The 16071-nt window shown below is 40.7% G+C and carries 12 protein-coding genes, 4 tRNA genes and 1 pseudogene; 16 read left to right on the top strand and 1 reads right to left on the bottom strand.

What is annotated here, in order from left to right; all coding sequences use genetic code 11:
* The 16 genes from L634_RS31725 to L634_RS0124930 form a co-directional block, all read left to right on the top strand.
* The coding region (locus L634_RS31725) for a transposase (protein ID WP_034263205.1) at window positions 1-175 on the top strand (175 nt) is incomplete at its 5' end.
* A gap of 549 nt (window positions 176-724) precedes the next feature.
* Complete coding sequence (locus L634_RS0125000; protein WP_026584786.1) at window positions 725-2017, top strand: adenylosuccinate synthase; 1293 nt, start codon at window positions 725-727, stop codon at window positions 2015-2017.
* 698 nt (window positions 2018-2715) lie between these two features.
* Window positions 2716-2791 (top strand) — tRNA-Lys (locus tag L634_RS0124995).
* 14 nt (window positions 2792-2805) lie between these two features.
* Window positions 2806-2877 (top strand) — tRNA-Glu (locus tag L634_RS0124990).
* 61 nt (window positions 2878-2938) lie between these two features.
* Window positions 2939-3015 (top strand) — tRNA-Asp (locus tag L634_RS0124985).
* 183 nt (window positions 3016-3198) lie between these two features.
* A tRNA-Phe gene (locus tag L634_RS0124980) sits at window positions 3199-3271 on the top strand.
* Between the two features lie 397 nt (window positions 3272-3668).
* The gene (locus L634_RS0124975) at window positions 3669-5147 is read left to right on the top strand and encodes a M23 family metallopeptidase (RefSeq protein ID WP_026584785.1); all 1479 of its coding nucleotides are present in this window, start codon (window positions 3669-3671) and stop codon (window positions 5145-5147) included.
* Between the two features lie 448 nt (window positions 5148-5595).
* On the top strand, window positions 5596-6306 hold the full coding sequence (gene yycF, locus L634_RS0124970; protein ID WP_026584784.1) for a response regulator YycF: 711 nt from the start codon (window positions 5596-5598) through the stop codon (window positions 6304-6306).
* Between the two features lie 7 nt (window positions 6307-6313).
* A complete protein-coding gene (gene walK, locus L634_RS0124965) occupies window positions 6314-8143 on the top strand; it encodes a cell wall metabolism sensor histidine kinase WalK (RefSeq protein WP_026584783.1) in 1830 nt (609 codons plus the stop codon).
* Window positions 8140-9453 carry a YycH family regulatory protein gene (locus L634_RS0124960; protein WP_026584782.1) on the top strand — a complete coding sequence of 438 codons (1314 nt, stop codon included), beginning with the start codon at window positions 8140-8142 and terminating at the stop codon, window positions 9451-9453. The genes walK and L634_RS0124960 overlap by 4 nt, the downstream gene beginning before the upstream one ends.
* Window positions 9440-10252, top strand: coding sequence for a two-component system regulatory protein YycI (locus L634_RS0124955; protein WP_026584781.1), 813 nt, complete (start codon window positions 9440-9442; stop codon window positions 10250-10252). The genes L634_RS0124960 and L634_RS0124955 overlap by 14 nt, the downstream gene beginning before the upstream one ends.
* An 8-nt stretch (window positions 10253-10260) precedes the next feature.
* A complete protein-coding gene (locus tag L634_RS0124950; RefSeq protein ID WP_026584780.1) occupies window positions 10261-11055 on the top strand; it encodes an MBL fold metallo-hydrolase in 795 nt (264 codons plus the stop codon).
* A gap of 371 nt (window positions 11056-11426) precedes the next feature.
* Window positions 11427-12653: a S1C family serine protease gene (locus tag L634_RS0124945; RefSeq protein WP_026584779.1), complete on the top strand. Its 1227-nt coding sequence runs from the start codon at window positions 11427-11429 to the stop codon at window positions 12651-12653.
* A 162-nt stretch (window positions 12654-12815) separates the two neighbouring features.
* Window positions 12816-12977 (top strand): CxxH/CxxC protein, encoded by a 162-nt coding sequence (locus tag L634_RS33040; protein WP_084028998.1) that lies wholly within the window; start codon window positions 12816-12818, stop codon window positions 12975-12977.
* Between the two features lie 80 nt (window positions 12978-13057).
* Window positions 13058-13537, top strand: coding sequence for a 23S rRNA (pseudouridine(1915)-N(3))-methyltransferase RlmH (rlmH, locus tag L634_RS0124935; protein WP_026584778.1), 480 nt, complete (start codon window positions 13058-13060; stop codon window positions 13535-13537).
* 299 nt (window positions 13538-13836) lie between these two features.
* Window positions 13837-15336, top strand: coding sequence for a malate:quinone oxidoreductase (locus tag L634_RS0124930; protein WP_026584777.1), 1500 nt, complete (start codon window positions 13837-13839; stop codon window positions 15334-15336).
* A 307-nt stretch (window positions 15337-15643) separates the two neighbouring features.
* On the opposite strand, the pseudogene L634_RS31720 reads toward L634_RS0124930, so the two are convergent.
* A pseudogene (locus L634_RS31720) lies at window positions 15644-16071 on the bottom strand (IS256 family transposase); the annotation flags it as partial.

Genomic DNA, 16071 nt, shown 5'->3' with positions numbered 1-16071 from the left:
GAATTTAAAGTATAACCACGGAAGCCGCACATTTTGGGCTAAGGGATATTACGTGAGTACGGTGGGACTCAACCAGAAAACAGTAGCAAAATATATCCGCGAGCAGGAAGCTGAGGATAAATTACGCGACCATATGACAAAGAGGGAATACGTCGATCCATTTAAAGATAAGTGACAGGAGTGAACGGTTGACGGTCAATTTAGAGTCCCCTTTAGGGGATTGTCAGTAAAGTGCCCTTATAGGGCGAAATTAAAACCGCCCGTTTTACGGGCGGATACTTACTTTATAAGGATAACTTTGAACATTCGATAACGCAAGTGCCCGTAGCGGAAATCAACGGGCAGAATTTATAAGTAAAAACAACAATTTATGAGAAAAGAGCCTCCCTTTATCTCAGAATAAGGAACTCAGACTAAAAGTGACCAAGATCCTGTTGGGCCTCAGTCCACCACGCTCTGTCGATCGCACTAAGGAAAGCTCCTAAGAATAAGCTTCGCAGGAACAAGCGGCTTTTGGCTTGTTCTGAAGGGTGCCTCCGCATTTCTAATTTTCATAGTTTCATGGTTTTACGAACGTATTTTTATATTTTTAATAAAAATGTTCGTGTTTTATTGACTATAGCACATTGCCTTGTTAAACTAAGATGGTTGAAAAAAGTAATTCTGTTAAAAACTAATTTAGATAAAAATTATAAAACCATGGGATTCCCGGAGGTGCTTTTTTATGTCATCAGTAGTGGTAGTTGGAACACAGTGGGGAGATGAAGGAAAAGGAAAAATCACTGACTTCCTTTCTGAAAATGCAGAAGTAATCGCCCGTTACCAAGGCGGAAACAATGCAGGCCATACAATTAAATTCAACGGTGAAACATACAAGCTTCATCTCATTCCATCTGGAATATTCTATAGCGATAAGATTTGTACAATCGGAAACGGTATGGTTGTAGATCCGAAGGCGCTGGTAAAAGAATTGGCTTATCTGCATGATAAGGGTGTCACAACTGATAACCTGCGCATCAGCAATCGCGCACATGTAATCCTTCCTTATCACCTAAAGCTTGATGAGGTAGAAGAAGAACGCAAAGGCGCTAATAAGATTGGTACAACGAAAAAAGGAATCGGTCCTGCTTATATGGATAAAGCAGCACGCAATGGAATCCGCATTGCTGATTTGCTTGACCGTGAAGTTTTTGAAGAAAAGCTTGCGCGCAATCTTGAAGAGAAGAACCGCTTGCTTGAACGCTTCTACGAAACAGAAGGATTCAAAATTGAAGATATCCTTGAAGAATACTATGAATATGGACAGCAAATTAAACATTATGTTTGCGACACCTCTGTAGTGTTAAACGATGCTTTGGACGAGGGACGCCGTGTGCTATTTGAAGGTGCGCAAGGCGTTATGCTTGATATCGACCAGGGTACCTATCCATTTGTTACTTCTTCTAACCCGGTAGCTGGCGGTGTAACAATTGGTTCTGGAGTAGGACCTACAAAAATCAAGCATGTTGTCGGAGTATCAAAGGCATATACCACTCGTGTCGGAGACGGTCCATTCCCGACGGAGCTTGATAACGAGATCGGCAACCAGATCCGTGAAGTTGGCCGTGAGTACGGTACGACAACTGGACGTGCCCGCCGTGTCGGCTGGTTTGACAGCGTCGTTGTCCGCCATGCCCGCCGTGTCAGCGGAATTACAGACCTATCCTTAAACTCAATTGATGTATTAACAGGGATTGAAACGCTAAAAATTTGTGTAGCATACCGTCATAATGGTGAGGTAATTGAGGAGTTTCCTGCAAGCTTAAAAGTGCTGGCTGAATGTGAACCAGTATATGAAGAGCTTCCAGGCTGGACTGAAGACATTACAGGCTGCAAATCACTGGATGAGCTTCCGGTTAATGCCCGTCATTATCTTGAGCGCGTATCCCAGCTGACAGGCATCCCATTATCCATCTTCTCTGTTGGCCCGGACCGCACACAAACAAACGTAGTCCGCAGCCCTTGGAGACAGAACTAATATTACTTGAAAGAGGTTTCCTTCGAAATAAGGAAGCCTCTTTTTGTGATTTTAGGTGAAATGGGCATAGCGGTTGATATATGCAGAGTTTTTCTCTGAAAAATAGCCTCTGTTAAAGCTGAACCTGTTTTTATGCGTCTGTTTTGTTTTTTATGTTTCACTTTTAAAATTTATGGACTAATTACCATGAAATATGCGTCACTTTTCTGCTTTTATGAACTACTTTTCAAATATATGCGTTACTGTGCATCAGATTATGTTCTAGAAAAAGGCTTTCTTCTTAAAGTTTATGATTTTTGAAGGCGAACTTAGTTTAACAAGCTGAGTTGATTGCAGCGGAGGGCACATGACTCCTGCTCCGAAGAGAGGGAAAGTGGGAGCCCCCACAGGCTCGCACCGCTCCCCGAGGAAAGCAAGTGCCCGGAGCGGAAATCAACGGGCAAAATTGATAAACTAAAACAACAGTCATGAGAATAGGGCCTTGAAAAATAAGCAAATAAGCAAGTAATAATCAGATTAGGTTTTATGATGCAGGGTAAAAGTATAAAAAGATTTCTTTCCCCAAAAGTTTTAAAATATTTAAGAGAAATATTTTAAAAAAATCATTGCGCTCTTATTATTCTCTATGATATTATAAAAAGCGTCGTCACAGAGATGACTTAATTCCGAGCTTCATGTTAGGAAGTTATATAAAGTTTGAGCCATTAGCTCAGTCGGTAGAGCATCTGACTTTTAATCAGAGGGTCGAAGGTTCGAGTCCTTCATGGCTCACCATTTATCTTTTATATGGCCCCTTGGTCAAGCGGTTAAGACACCGCCCTTTCACGGCGGTAACACGGGTTCGAATCCCGTAGGGGTCATGGCAAATAACCGTCAGCAGCCAGCTGGCAAGTCCAGCTGTAAGCTTTCGGTTATTATTTTGGTCCGGTAGTTCAGTTGGTTAGAATGCCTGCCTGTCACGCAGGAGGTCGCGGGTTCGAGTCCCGTCCGGACCGCCATCTTTATTACATAATTTAACCAGTACAAACTCAATAAGGCTCAGTAGCTCAGTCGGTAGAGCACGTTTGAATAAGCTTCATGAAATGCTTCAGCGTACCGATTGAACCACAGCTTGAATATGCTCCCTGAAATCGGGACGAAGGACGAAACCAATGGTTGGTTTAGGTTTAATAATTTAATAAGGCTCAGTAGCTCAGTCGGTAGAGCAAAGGACTGAAAATCCTTGTGTCGGCGGTTCGATTCCGTCCTGAGCCATCCAAAAAAAAGAGTATGAAATCATTCATACTCTTTTTTGTTACATTCTTGTAATATAACTAACTTTCTGCTATTTATCGAGTGTAATAGTCCATGCGCTCCTTCCCACTTTCCGCTATATCTTTTTCAAACTTCAATAAATCCTTGTTTATAGGGATTTATTCCTAAGTACTGCCTCTTTTTTTCGACAAATATATCCTTTTTCATTCCAAAATATCACTATTATATAGTAATAAAATGTCAGGTATTATACATTTTTGTTACATTAGAGAGTCTATTAATCTATTTGATACTGTGTATGGTAAAGTAGATATTGTGAAAAAATTTAGGTAAATAAATTAGTAGTTACATAGCACTAAATGAAAGTGTTGTTACCGTAGTCTAGGGGGATGTAACCATGTTTCAATGGGTGAAGAATTTATCTTCAACTGCAGAATATACAGCCAAGGGCTTTAAAAATAGGATCAATAAAACAGTTGCGGCGGGAATTGCAGCCGCGGCTTTAACGCTTGCAGGGAGCGGTTCTGCTCTTGCGAATGATGATAAGCTAATGACTGTTTATTATGTATATTTGGACGATCAATATATCGGAACCGTATCAGATAAAGGGGTTATCGAGGACCTTGTTGATTCGAAAATTAAAGAGCTTGAAGGCTCTTATAAAGGTTTAAACCTGTCTCTTGGCTCTGACTTATCCTTTATTCCTGAACAAGTTTTCGAGTCCAATTCTGAGGTTAATGACTCGGAGGCTGTAAATGGAATTAAAGATGATATTGAAGTACACGCTGAGGCAGCTGCCCTGGTTATTGACGGCAAAGAGGTCGCTTATGTTGAAAATGCAGAGCAGGCAAAAGCAGTATTAACCAAGATTAAGGCTTCATATGTATCCGAAAAAGAATTGGATGCATTGGAAAAGAGAAAAGAATCCTCTGCTGAATCCTTACCCCAGTTGAAGGAAAATGAAACTCGTATAGTAGACGTTCAATTCAGCGAAAATGTTTCAGTTTCACACACAAAGGTTAAGCCGGACCAGATTATTAGTGCAGAAGATGCAGTAAAACTTCTTCAAAAGGGAACTCTTGAAGAAAAGAAATACCAGGTAAAAGAAGGAGATGCACTGACCAGCATTGCAAGTGCCTATAACCTTAAAATGAATCAGCTGATGGAGCTGAATAAAGGGTTAAAGGAAGACTCAGTCCTTAAAATTGGACAAGAGTTGAATGTCACCGTTCTAAAACCATATGTGAAGGTTATTGTGAATAAAGAAGTGTTCAAAAAAGAAGAGATTGCATATGAAAAAGAAGTAATTGAAGATAGCAGCATGCCTAAAGGCGATACCAAGGTGAAGCAAGAAGGAAAAAATGGTGTCCGTGCTGCAACTTATTTAATCACTGAAGAAAATGGACAAACAGTTAAAAAAGTCGTATCGGAAGAAAAGGTCCTTGAAGAACCTGTTAAGCATATTGCCATTAAAGGAACAAAAGTAATTCCATCCAGAGGAGAAGGAAGCTTTGCATATCCTGCAGTCGGAGGCTATATTTCCAGTAAGGTAGGATACCGTTGGGGGAAAATGCATAAAGGCATTGATATTGCCAGACCTAGCGACCGGACGATTAAAGCAGCTGATAATGGTGTGATCGTCTCTGCAGGATGGGATGGCGGATATGGCAACAAAATTGTGATTGATCATAAAAATGGCTTCCGCACCGTTTATGCTCACTTGGATTCGATTAGCGTAAGTGCCGGCCAGACAGTTTCAAAAGGATCAAAGATTGGTGTAATGGGCTCTACGGGAGACTCCACAGGTGTCCACCTTCATTTTGAGCTATATAAAAATGGAAAGATGCAAGATCCGCTTAAATATATTAGTAAATAATGTGTGCTAAAAAGTCTCTAGTTTTTATGCTAGAGGCTTTTATAGTTAAGGCTAATCTCGTAAAGTTAGTTGCTTTTTGGGCGGCTAACTAAGTTTAGCCAACTGAGTTGATTGTAGCGGAGGGCACTTGACTCCTGCTCAGAAGAGAGGGAAGTGGGAGACCCCACAGGCGAAGCCGAGGAGGCACTCATCCCTACCCGCGGAAAGCAAGTGACCGTAGCGGAAATCAACGGGCAGCATTTATAAGTAAAACAACATTTTTTGAGAAAAGAGCCTATAGTGAAGACTACTATGCTTAAGATATTGCATAATGAACCTAAGAAAAGTCATCTTTTTCAAATAGATGATTTCCCATTGGTAAAATGGTAAAGTAAAGTAGATATGATATGATTTCAGAATTTTACTGCTCCCAAAATAAATAAATTATGCTAGGAAAAAGGAGATAGGTATGGATAAGAAAATTCTAGTTGTAGATGACGAGAAACCAATTGCAGATATTCTGCAATTTAATTTAAAAAAGGAAGGCTATGAGGTTGTTTGTGCTTATGACGGCAATGATGCCTTGGACAAAGTAGAGGAAATTAAACCTGATTTAATCCTTCTTGATATCATGCTGCCTCAAAGAGATGGCATTGAAGTATGCCGGGAAGTCCGTAAAAAGTATGATATGCCAATTATCATGCTGACAGCCAAGGATTCTGAAATCGATAAGGTTTTAGGGCTAGAGCTGGGTGCAGATGATTATGTAACAAAGCCTTTTAGCACTAGAGAGCTGATTGCCCGTGTTAAGGCCAATCTAAGGCGCCATCAGCAAATTGCTTCGAAGGCTGAGGAAGAGGAAGAAACGAATGAAATCGAGGTAGGATCGCTCGTTATCCATCCGGATGCTTATGTAGTGTCCAAGCGCGGCGAGACGATCGAATTAACCCATCGTGAGTTCGAGCTTCTTCATTATCTGGCAAAACATATAGGACAAGTTATGACAAGGGAGCATTTGCTGCAGACTGTTTGGGGCTATGATTATTATGGAGATGTACGTACGGTCGACGTGACAGTGAGAAGATTGCGCGAAAAGATTGAAGATAATCCAAGCCATCCGACATGGATTGTAACAAGAAGAGGAGTCGGTTATTACTTGCGGAATCCTGAACAGGAGTAAGGGGCTAATGGAAAAGGTTGGTTTTTTTCGGTCTATTCATTTAAAGTTTGTGATTATTTATGTCCTCCTGATCCTGGTAGCCATGCAAATTATCGGCGTTTATTTTGTCAGGCAATTGGAGTCTACTTTAAAGGAAAATTTTAAAGATACCATTCAAGAAAGGGTAAATTTGCTTACTTATTACCTGGAGGAGCAGATGACCAAAGAAAGGCTTCCGGATGAGGAGGGGCCAACACTGGAGGAAGACGTCGATAGACTATTAGATGATTATTACTCTACTGATATTACGGAGGTCCGTGTTATTGAGGGGGACTCATTTAAAATATTGGGGACATCTGATCCGGAAAATGAGGGTGTAGTCGGCCGGAGGTCAACGGATAATTTAATTAAGATGGCTATAGCCACCAATCAGCAGGTATCTGAGGATTATGTTGATCCCTTTGGCAATCGGATTTGGGTGCTTGTAACCCCTATTAAAAATAATGGGGATGTTATCGGAGCTACTTATCTGGTTGCGAAAATAGAAAACATCTATGACCAGATGAGGCAAATTAACAATATCTTTTCTACCGGTACAGCGATTGCGTTGGCCATTACAGCGATTCTGGGGATCCTCTTGGCCCAGACAATCACCCGCCCAATTTCAGATATGAGAAAACAAGCGCTCGCCATGGCAAAGGGGAACTTCTCCCGAAAGGTAAAGGTTTATGGCTATGACGAAATTGGCCAATTGGCGATTACGTTTAACAGCTTAACAAAGAAGCTCCAGGAAGCCCAAGCGACCACGGAGGGAGAACGGCGCAAGCTTTCATCTGTACTTTCCTATATGACAGATGGGGTCATTGCAACCGACCGTAAAGGGCGTGTTATTTTAATCAATGAGCCTGCTGCCAAAATGCTGAATGTTTCACGTGAAACGGTCCTCTCTTCTTCTATTGTTTCCTTATTGGGCCTGGAAGAGGAATATACTTTTGAGGAGCTCCTGAATGAACGTGAGTCCGTGATTCTGGATTATAGCAGCAAGGCGAATACGCTGATTTTGCGAGCCAACTTTTCCGTGATCCAAAAAGAAACGGGATTTGTAAATGGATTAATTACCGTTTTGCATGACATTACGGAGCAGGAGAAAATTGAAATGGAACGCCGTGAGTTTGTGGCAAATGTGTCACATGAACTTAGGACTCCGCTAACGACCATGAGAAGTTATTTGGAGGCTCTTGCAGAAGGGGCTTGGAAGGATGAAGAAATTGCTCCGAACTTCCTGGATGTCACTCAAAATGAAACGGAACGCATGATTCGTCTTGTGAATGATTTGCTGCAGCTTTCAAAAATGGATAGCAAGGATTACCGTCTGAAAAAAGAATGGATTGATTTCATCTTTTTCTATAACAGGATTATCGATCGTTTTGAAATGAGCAAGCAGCAGAATGTGACGTTTGAAAGAAGGCTCCCTGACCATTCAGCTTTTGTTGAAATAGATGAGGACAAGCTGACTCAGGTGCTGGACAATATTATTTCCAATGCATTGAAATACTCTCCTGAAGGCGGAAAGGTGACCTTTAGCATTAAAGAGAAAGAAAAGTTTATTATCGTCAGTGTTTCTGACCAGGGTGTAGGCATACCAAAAGAAAATATTGATAAGATTTTCGAGCGTTTTTATCGTGTGGATAAAGCCAGAACTAGAAAACTCGGGGGGACAGGCCTCGGACTGGCTATTGCGAAAGAAATGGTAGAAGCACATGGCGGAGAAATTTGGGCAGCCAGTACGGAAGGAAAAGGAACAACGATTTCATTCAGCCTTCCATATGTTCGAACGGAAGAGGATGATTGGGAATGACATATGAAAATATTAAAACAATCATACTAACCATTCTGGTTGCAACGAGTGCGCTGCTAACCTGGAATCTTTGGACTTATCAGCCTAACTATGAAACGATGGAACCGACAAATACGGTACAGGAAATAGCGATTGCTGCAAAAAAAGATGTCAGTAAAATTGTAAGGCCAGATACCCTTTTATTTCACCATGGCGGCAATCGGCATTACGGAACGGTCAGTCCAAGCGAAATAGAAAAAATAATTAAAGAAATCAGCAGATGGAACTTTACGGATTTTAAAAATATCACATCTGAAAAGGATACGTCATTTGTGCACAGTGAGGGAAATACAGTTATCGTTTACCCTGATTCTATACCAATAGACTTATATAAAATGGTTATAAAAGTGGGTGATAAAAATCCCCCTGACTTTCAATTTGATCGAATCGTCATTGATGTGGATAAACCCCAAAAGGACGACGGAATTGTCTATTTTGTTTCCATGGACAGCAAGCAAGTCTATAAAAGCCATGTCCCTGCATCTTTTATCCAGAATTTCAATAGTGAATTTTTTAAGGACACAGAGTCCAGCCCGGAGTACAAAGAGTATTTTTCATATGAAGGTTCGGAAACTCTTTTCCTTCCAGCGGAAGATACAAAGATGACAAGATATCAATTTTTGACAAAAGAGCTGGACTCAGAAAAATATAAAAATGCTTTATTCAGCGACCCAAGTGTTGTGCAAAAAAACTATCAGCAGTCAGAAGAGGAATATGCAGATAATTTAAGCTTGCTTCGAGTGAATTCTGATAAAAACACGCTGCGATATGTCAAACCGGCTGCCGGCAATAATCCCACTTTCCCGTCTGCAGATCTTTTGAAAAAGAGCATTGATTTTGTAAATGAACATGCAGGATGGACGGATAATTACCAATTTGTTGATATGGATGAACTTAACCATAGAGTGATATTCCGTATTTATGATTCCTCCGGCTATCCGGTTTTCAGTGATGATCCCAAGATTTCCGAGATACGTCAAGTTTGGGGACAAAATGAGATTTATGAATATTATCGAAGTAATTTTCAACTGGGCTTGCGTACGGAAGAAAAAATTGAGGTATCCCTTAGTTCAGGAGATTCTGTTATTGAGAGACTTAATAGGCTAGAAGGATTTGATTCCAATAACCTTGAAGATGTTAAATTGGGGTACAAAATGATTAAAGACCCACAAACAATTCGATTAGAGCCTTCCTGGTTTTATCGCTATGAAGGAGTATGGAAAAGCATTTCTTTGGATGAAACAGGAGGGATGAATAATGGATTGGAGTAAGATTAAAACAATCTTTATTTTAACCTTCCTCGTTCTGAACATTTATTTGATGTATGAGTTTTTTAAGTTAAAGGATGGAAGCCAGTATGAACCCATGGCACAGGCAACACTTGAAAACCGCCTTAAAACGGAAGAAATCGAGCTTGCAGTGGATTTTCCAAAAACGAATCCAAAAGACAGGTATTTAAGCGCCAAGCCGATGGTTTTTGATATGGATGAAATTGAAGAGGCCAAAAAAACAAAGCTGAAAGGACAGGATATCACGATTACCGATGGAACGGTACTGAACTCAGCCCTGGACGAGTCTTATAAAATAAGCGAGAAATTTGACCCCTCTGAATTAAATACATTTATCAAAAACAAAGTTTTATATGGAGACCAATATCGTTTTTGGGAAAAAAGCAAAAACGGCAATACACTGACTTATTATCAGCAATTTGAAGACAAGATGTTTTATTTGAATATAAATGGTGCACTTACTTTCTACTTGAATGATGAAAATGAAATTGTATCTTATAAGCAGACAATGCTTGAAGAGATTGAAGAGATGCAGGAAGGCGAGAAAGTGATCCAGCCATTAAAGGCAATTGAAACACTTTATAACAACGGATCACTAGAGCCGAAATCCAAGATCACCAACCTGGAACTTGGATACTTTACTCATGTGCCTTTAAGCTCATCTCTTGTATTGACTCCTGCTTGGCGGTTTGTCATTAATGACGAGGAAAATTTATTTGTGGATGCCTTCAAGGGTGAGATTATCCAGTTAACCAACGAAGAGAATGAAGCAATGGAGTGAGAAAAAATATGTCTTTGCAATTCAGCGTTCTCGCGAGCGGCAGTACAGGGAATGCGATCTTTGTCGAGACAGAGGAGCATTCCTTTCTGGTTGATGCCGGTCTAAGCGGAAAGCAAATGGAAGCTTTATTTCAGCAAATTGGCCGGGATATAGGGAAGCTGTCAGGGATTTTAGTTACCCATGAGCATAGCGACCATATTAAAGGCGTCGGCATTCTCGCAAGAAAATATAATTTGCCGATTTATGCGAATGAAAAAACATGGCAGGCCATGGACGGTTTAATTGGACAGGTTCCCGTTGACCAAAAGTTTCATTTTGATATGGAAACCATTAAAACATTCGGTTCGCTTGATATTGAATCGTTTGGCGTTTCCCATGATGCGGCTGATCCCATGTTTTATGTGTTCCATCAGGATGGGAAAAAGCTTGTGTTAATCACTGATACAGGTTATGTCAGTGATCGCATGAAGGGGCTTATTTCGAATGCAGAAGCTTATGTATTTGAAAGCAACCATGATGTTCAGATGCTGCGCATGTGCCGCTACCCCTGGAATATAAAAAGAAGAATCCTAAGCGATGTTGGGCATGTGTCCAATGAAGATGCCGCCATTGCTATGAGCGAAGTGGCTGGAGATCGTACAAAAAGCATTTATCTTGCTCACTTAAGTCTTGATAATAATATTAAGGATCTGGCACGAATGTCGGTTACACAGACGCTTGAAAGCCGAGGAATCATTGTGGGTGAGCAATTTGACCTTTACGATACCGACCCAAAGGTCCCAACCATTTTAACAGCCGTTTAATACTGCTGAATGAAGAGGAATGTGCCGAGAAGCTGCGCATTCCTTTTTACTTGGTTAGAAAATGATAAAATCTAATCAGGTGAATCACTTTGTGAAAAGTTGTCTGCATCTAGCTTCAGCCCCTAGCCTCTGGGCTGATCAAGTCGCTTCCGCTTTTGTTATGTTGCGTTTTTTAATAAACTGAAAAAAAAGTATGAACAAAGTCGTAAGATTTCTTCAGTCAATGCTTTATGATTAGATTTTTAAAATCGAGAGAGTATAATATTGGATATAAAGGTAGAATAAATTTTAGCAATTATTCTTAGACGGCTTTTTCCAGCATCGCAGGAAGAGGAGCGTTTTGTAATTTAGAAAGAAAGGATTGGTGCGGCTTGGGTTATTATGATCAAGATCATCAGAACCGATATAAGGAGCAAAAAGGCAACAGAGGCGGTTATTTTCTGGCCAGCCTCGTTGGCATTATATTAGGAGCCATTCTTGTCATTATCGCAGTACCTAAACTATCCGATTATAATGTCCTCCCTTATACGGTTGAACCCGATGAGGAATTGCAGGATGAAGCAGCTGAAAACAATGGCAATGCCAATGTTCAAAATGTCTCGCTTGACGTTGTAACTGATGTAACTAAGGCTGTCGATAAGGCAGGTGATGCTGTTGTGAGCATTACCAACATCCAAACGGCCGGATTTTGGTCCAATGGTGAAAATGGCGGAGGACAACCTGCTGGAACAGGATCAGGCGTCATCTATAAAAAAGAAGGAAATACAGCCTTCATTGTCACGAACCACCATGTTGTGGAAGGTGCACAAGAACTTGAAGTAAGCTTGCCTGATGGCACCAAGATTCCAGCGAAGCTGGTTGGAAGTGATATATGGACTGACCTGGCTGTATTGGAGGTAGATGGAAAGGATATTAAGACAGTAGCTGAATTTGGGGATTCGGATACGCTAAAGCCAGGGGAACCTGTTATAGCCATCGGAAACCCTCTTGGCCAATTCTCTGGCTCTGTTACACAGGGCATTATCTCGGGTGTAGAACGGGCGGTGCCAGTGGATATTGACCAAAATGGCACAATCGACTGGCAAGCAGAGGTTCTGCAGACCGATGCTGCCATCAACCCAGGAAACAGCGGAGGGGCATTAGTCAATATCAGCGGCCAGTTAGTCGGCATTAACTCCATGAAAATTGCCACAAATGCTGTTGAGGGGATTGGTCTTGCCATCCCAATTAACTATGCACGCCCTGTAATTGATGACCTCGAGAAGTTTGGCGAGGTAAGACGTCCATATATGGGAATTCAGTTATCTTCGGTAAGTGATATTCCTGGCTACTATCAGCAGGAAGCATTAAAACTGCCTAAGGATGTAAAAACAGGCGTTGCCATTACTTCTGTAGAACCCAATTCCCCAGCGGCACAGGCCGGATTGAAAGAGATGGATGTGATCGTTGAGATGGACGGAGAAGAAATAAAGGATATTATCGAACTGCGCCAGCATCTTTATACGAAAAAAGCCGTAGGAGAACAAATGAAGATTAAGTTTTACCGTGAAGGAAAACTGCAGGAAACAACAATTAAATTGACCGGTGAGACATTTTAAGAGTGAATGGGAAGAATAAAACGGGAAGGCAATAACGCTTTCCTGTTTTTTATTGTTTTGTTAAGATGGGATGTGGATAAGTTGTATACAAAGCAGAATGATAGTTATCCACAGGATTAGAATAGAATATGACTGCACACCCCGAAAGGAGAGAATGGCAAAATGATTTACTGCTGTGAAGAACATGTTGATCTGGCAATAGATACAGTCGTTGACGAGTACGAAACATTCCCGCAATTAGCAAAAATTGAAGGTGAAAAAAAGTTATCAACACCCTGTGAATATTGTCAAAATAACGCAATATATGTTGTAGCGAACGAATGATCTCATACAAGATGTGGATGAAAAATGTGGACATGTGGATAACTTATGTGGATATCTTGTTTGTAAAGTGAGGACGAGTTGTGAATATCTCGATAATTACAGTTGGAAAGCTGAAAGAAAAATACTTGAAGCTGGGAATTGACGAATACTTAAAAAGGCTGTCGGCTTATGCAAAAATGGAAATCATCGAGGTTCCGGACGAAAAAGCCCCTGAAGAATTAAGTGAAACGGAAATGATTCAGGTTAAACAAAAAGAAGGAGAGAGAATTCTCTCAAAGGTTCATCCAGATGCCCATGTTATTGCCCTGGCTATTGAAGGCAAAATGAAATCTTCTGAGGAGCTTGCTGATTCACTGGATAAACTGGCTACATACGGCAAAAGCAAAATTGCCTTTGTCATTGGAGGATCGCTAGGATTGAGCCAGGAAGTTTTGCAGCGTGCAGACGAAAAGCTCTCTTTTTCCAAAATGACTTTTCCCCATCAGCTGATGAAGCTAATCCTTTTGGAGCAGGTTTATCGGGCGTTTCGGATTAATCGGGGGGAACCGTACCACAAGTAACAGTATTAATTTAGACAGTACCAGCAAATGCTAGCTGCAAACCAAAGCCTTAACCTTGCAAAAGCAGGGTTAAGGCTTTGGTTTTTTAACAATCCCAGACTTATGGGCAGAATTCTCACTTTTTTAACAGCTCTAAATAGTTTATAATAGTTAGATAATAGTGGGTGTTTAAATCTATTAGTAATTATAATAGAATAGTATATATGGTTTAAAGTGAGACGGAAAAGGCGTGTTCCTTGGTGGCGCCTTGCTTTTTGTGACAACTAAGTACTCAAATATAGAGGATAAGGAAGGTTATAATGAGCAGCGTACAGAAAAAAACAGATGTTATCTTAATTGGTGCAGGAATCATGAGCGCAACTTTGGGATCTTTACTGAAAGAGTTAGCACCGGAATGGGAAATTAAAGTATTTGAAAAGCTCGATAAAGCAGGGGAAGAAAGCTCGAACGAATGGAATAATGCCGGTACGGGTCATGCTGCCCTGTGTGAGCTTAACTATACATCCGAAAAACCGGATGGGTCGATAGATATTAGCAAGGCTGTCAAAATTAATGAACAGTTTCAGCTATCCAGACAGTTTTGGTCTTATCTTGTAAACCGCAACCTGATTCGCAATCCGCAGGACTTTATTATGCCAATCCCACATATGAGCTTAGTTCAAGGGGAAGAAAATGTAGCGTTTTTGAAAAAGAGAATGGAAGCGCTGTCAGATAATCCGCTGTTTCAAGGGATGGAATTTTCGGAGGACCGCGAAAAACTGAAGGAATGGGTTCCGCTTATCATGGAAGGCCGTACATCGAATGAACCAATAGCGGCAACAAAAATTGACTCTGGAACGGATGTAAACTTTGGTGCTTTAACACGCATGTTATTTGACCACTTAGAGAGACAAAACGTCGAAATAAACTATAAGCACAGTGTTGAAGATTTTAAAAGAACTGGCGATGGCTTGTGGGAAGTGAAAGTACATGACATCGATAGCGGCAATATTGAATACCACACCGCCAAATTCGTCTTTATTGGCGGTGGGGGCGGAAGTCTTCCTTTATTGCAAAAAACGGGTATTCCTGAGTCAAAGCATATTGGCGGATTTCCGGTAAGCGGATTATTTATGGTATGCAAAAATCAGGAAGTGGTAGAGAAGCATCATGCAAAAGTGTACGGAAAGGCTAAGGTTGGTGCTCCTCCAATGTCAGTTCCGCATCTGGACACAAGATATATAGACAATAAAAAATCATTGCTGTTTGGACCTTTTGCCGGCTTCTCTCCTAAATTTTTAAAAACTGGTTCCAATCTCGATTTGATCGGTTCCGTAAAACCCAATAATGTCATCACTATGCTGGCAGCGGGTGTAAAGGAGATGGCATTGACAAAATATCTGATCCAGCAAGTCATGTTATCGAATGAAAAGCGCATGGAAGAACTACGCGAGTTTATTCCAAACGCCAAAAGCGAAGATTGGGATATTGTTGTAGCGGGACAGCGTGTGCAAGTGATTAAAGATACTGAGGCCGGTAAAGGAACTCTCCAATTTGGTACAGAAGTGGTCAGTGCTGCTGATGGCTCAATTGCAGCATTGCTTGGTGCTTCTCCAGGTGCTTCTACTGCCGTTAACGTAATGCTTGAAGTATTGGAAAAATGCTTCCCTCAGCATATGATGGAATGGGCACCGAAAATAAGAGAAATGGTTCCATCTTTTGGGGAGTCACTGGTAGATAACCCAGAGCTTTTCAAAAAAATCCATAGCTCTACATCAGAAACGCTTGGTTTGAGCGAAAGAGTACCGGTTTTAAGTTAATCATTGGAATGCATAAATAAAGGCAGTTTAAGAAAATAATAGATTCATCAAAGATACCTTTAATTCTAGTGGATTAAAGGTTCTTTTTTATTTTTACACATGACGAATAACGAAAAATGAGCCTTCATAGTAATGAAGGCCAAAATCCGAGTAGAAAGGAGAAGAAAAGTCCTTCATCGAGTCAAGTCCAGATTATTGTGTAAAATTCTATACAATGTTTTCAACTAGCTTATTATGGTATGTTGGGGATAATTCAAAGTATGAGAAGGCCCTCGCTATCTTAGATGAAGGGTTCGAAGATACCATACATCATACGAACATCAGATGAATCTTTCTTAGGTAATTTTTCAATAATATTTCGTTTGAAATGTACATTGCATCTTTGCCAGCAAGTTCCTACAAACTCACGTTGTATGGCCTTTTGTAATCCTTGGTGAGCATCTGAAATCACTAATTTTGGAGATTGAAGTCCACGTGATTTGAGCTGTTGAAGAAAACGACTCCAACTCTCATAATTCTCCGCATGATCTACACTTAAACCAAGTACTTCGCGAGTATTTTTATCCGTAATAGCCGAGGCAATATAAACGGCTTTGGAGACTACTTTATGATGTTCCCGGACTTTAATATACATGGCATCTACAAAGAGATACGGATAATATCTGGTGTTTAAAGGGCGTTTAGCCCAATCATTTACGATAGGATCTAGTTTCTGAGTCAGCGAAGAAACAAATG

The organism is Bacillus sp. J33 (assembly GCF_000518885.1).
In the GTDB taxonomy this organism is placed as follows: Bacteria; Bacillota; Bacilli; order Bacillales; family Cytobacillaceae; genus Cytobacillus.
The sequence above is the reverse complement of the archived record's forward strand: the minus strand, read 5'-3'. Positions and strand labels throughout refer to the sequence as shown.

Excerpts from the sequence above, each read along its gene's own strand:
- L634_RS0125000 (WP_026584786.1), top strand. The coding sequence starts at position 725 with ATGTCATCAGTAGTGGTAGTTGGAACACAGTGGGGAGATGAAGGAAAA.
- L634_RS0124975 (WP_026584785.1), top strand. The coding sequence starts at position 3,669 with ATGTTTCAATGGGTGAAGAATTTATCTTCAACTGCAGAATATACAGCC.
- yycF (WP_026584784.1), top strand. The coding sequence starts at position 5,596 with ATGGATAAGAAAATTCTAGTTGTAGATGACGAGAAACCAATTGCAGAT.
- walK (WP_026584783.1), top strand. The coding sequence starts at position 6,314 with ATGGAAAAGGTTGGTTTTTTTCGGTCTATTCATTTAAAGTTTGTGATT.
- L634_RS0124960 (WP_026584782.1), top strand. The coding sequence starts at position 8,140 with ATGACATATGAAAATATTAAAACAATCATACTAACCATTCTGGTTGCA.
- L634_RS0124955 (WP_026584781.1), top strand. The coding sequence starts at position 9,440 with ATGGATTGGAGTAAGATTAAAACAATCTTTATTTTAACCTTCCTCGTT.
- L634_RS0124950 (WP_026584780.1), top strand. The coding sequence starts at position 10,261 with ATGTCTTTGCAATTCAGCGTTCTCGCGAGCGGCAGTACAGGGAATGCG.
- L634_RS33040 (WP_084028998.1), top strand. The coding sequence starts at position 12,816 with ATGATTTACTGCTGTGAAGAACATGTTGATCTGGCAATAGATACAGTC.
- L634_RS0124930 (WP_026584777.1), top strand. The coding sequence starts at position 13,837 with ATGAGCAGCGTACAGAAAAAAACAGATGTTATCTTAATTGGTGCAGGA.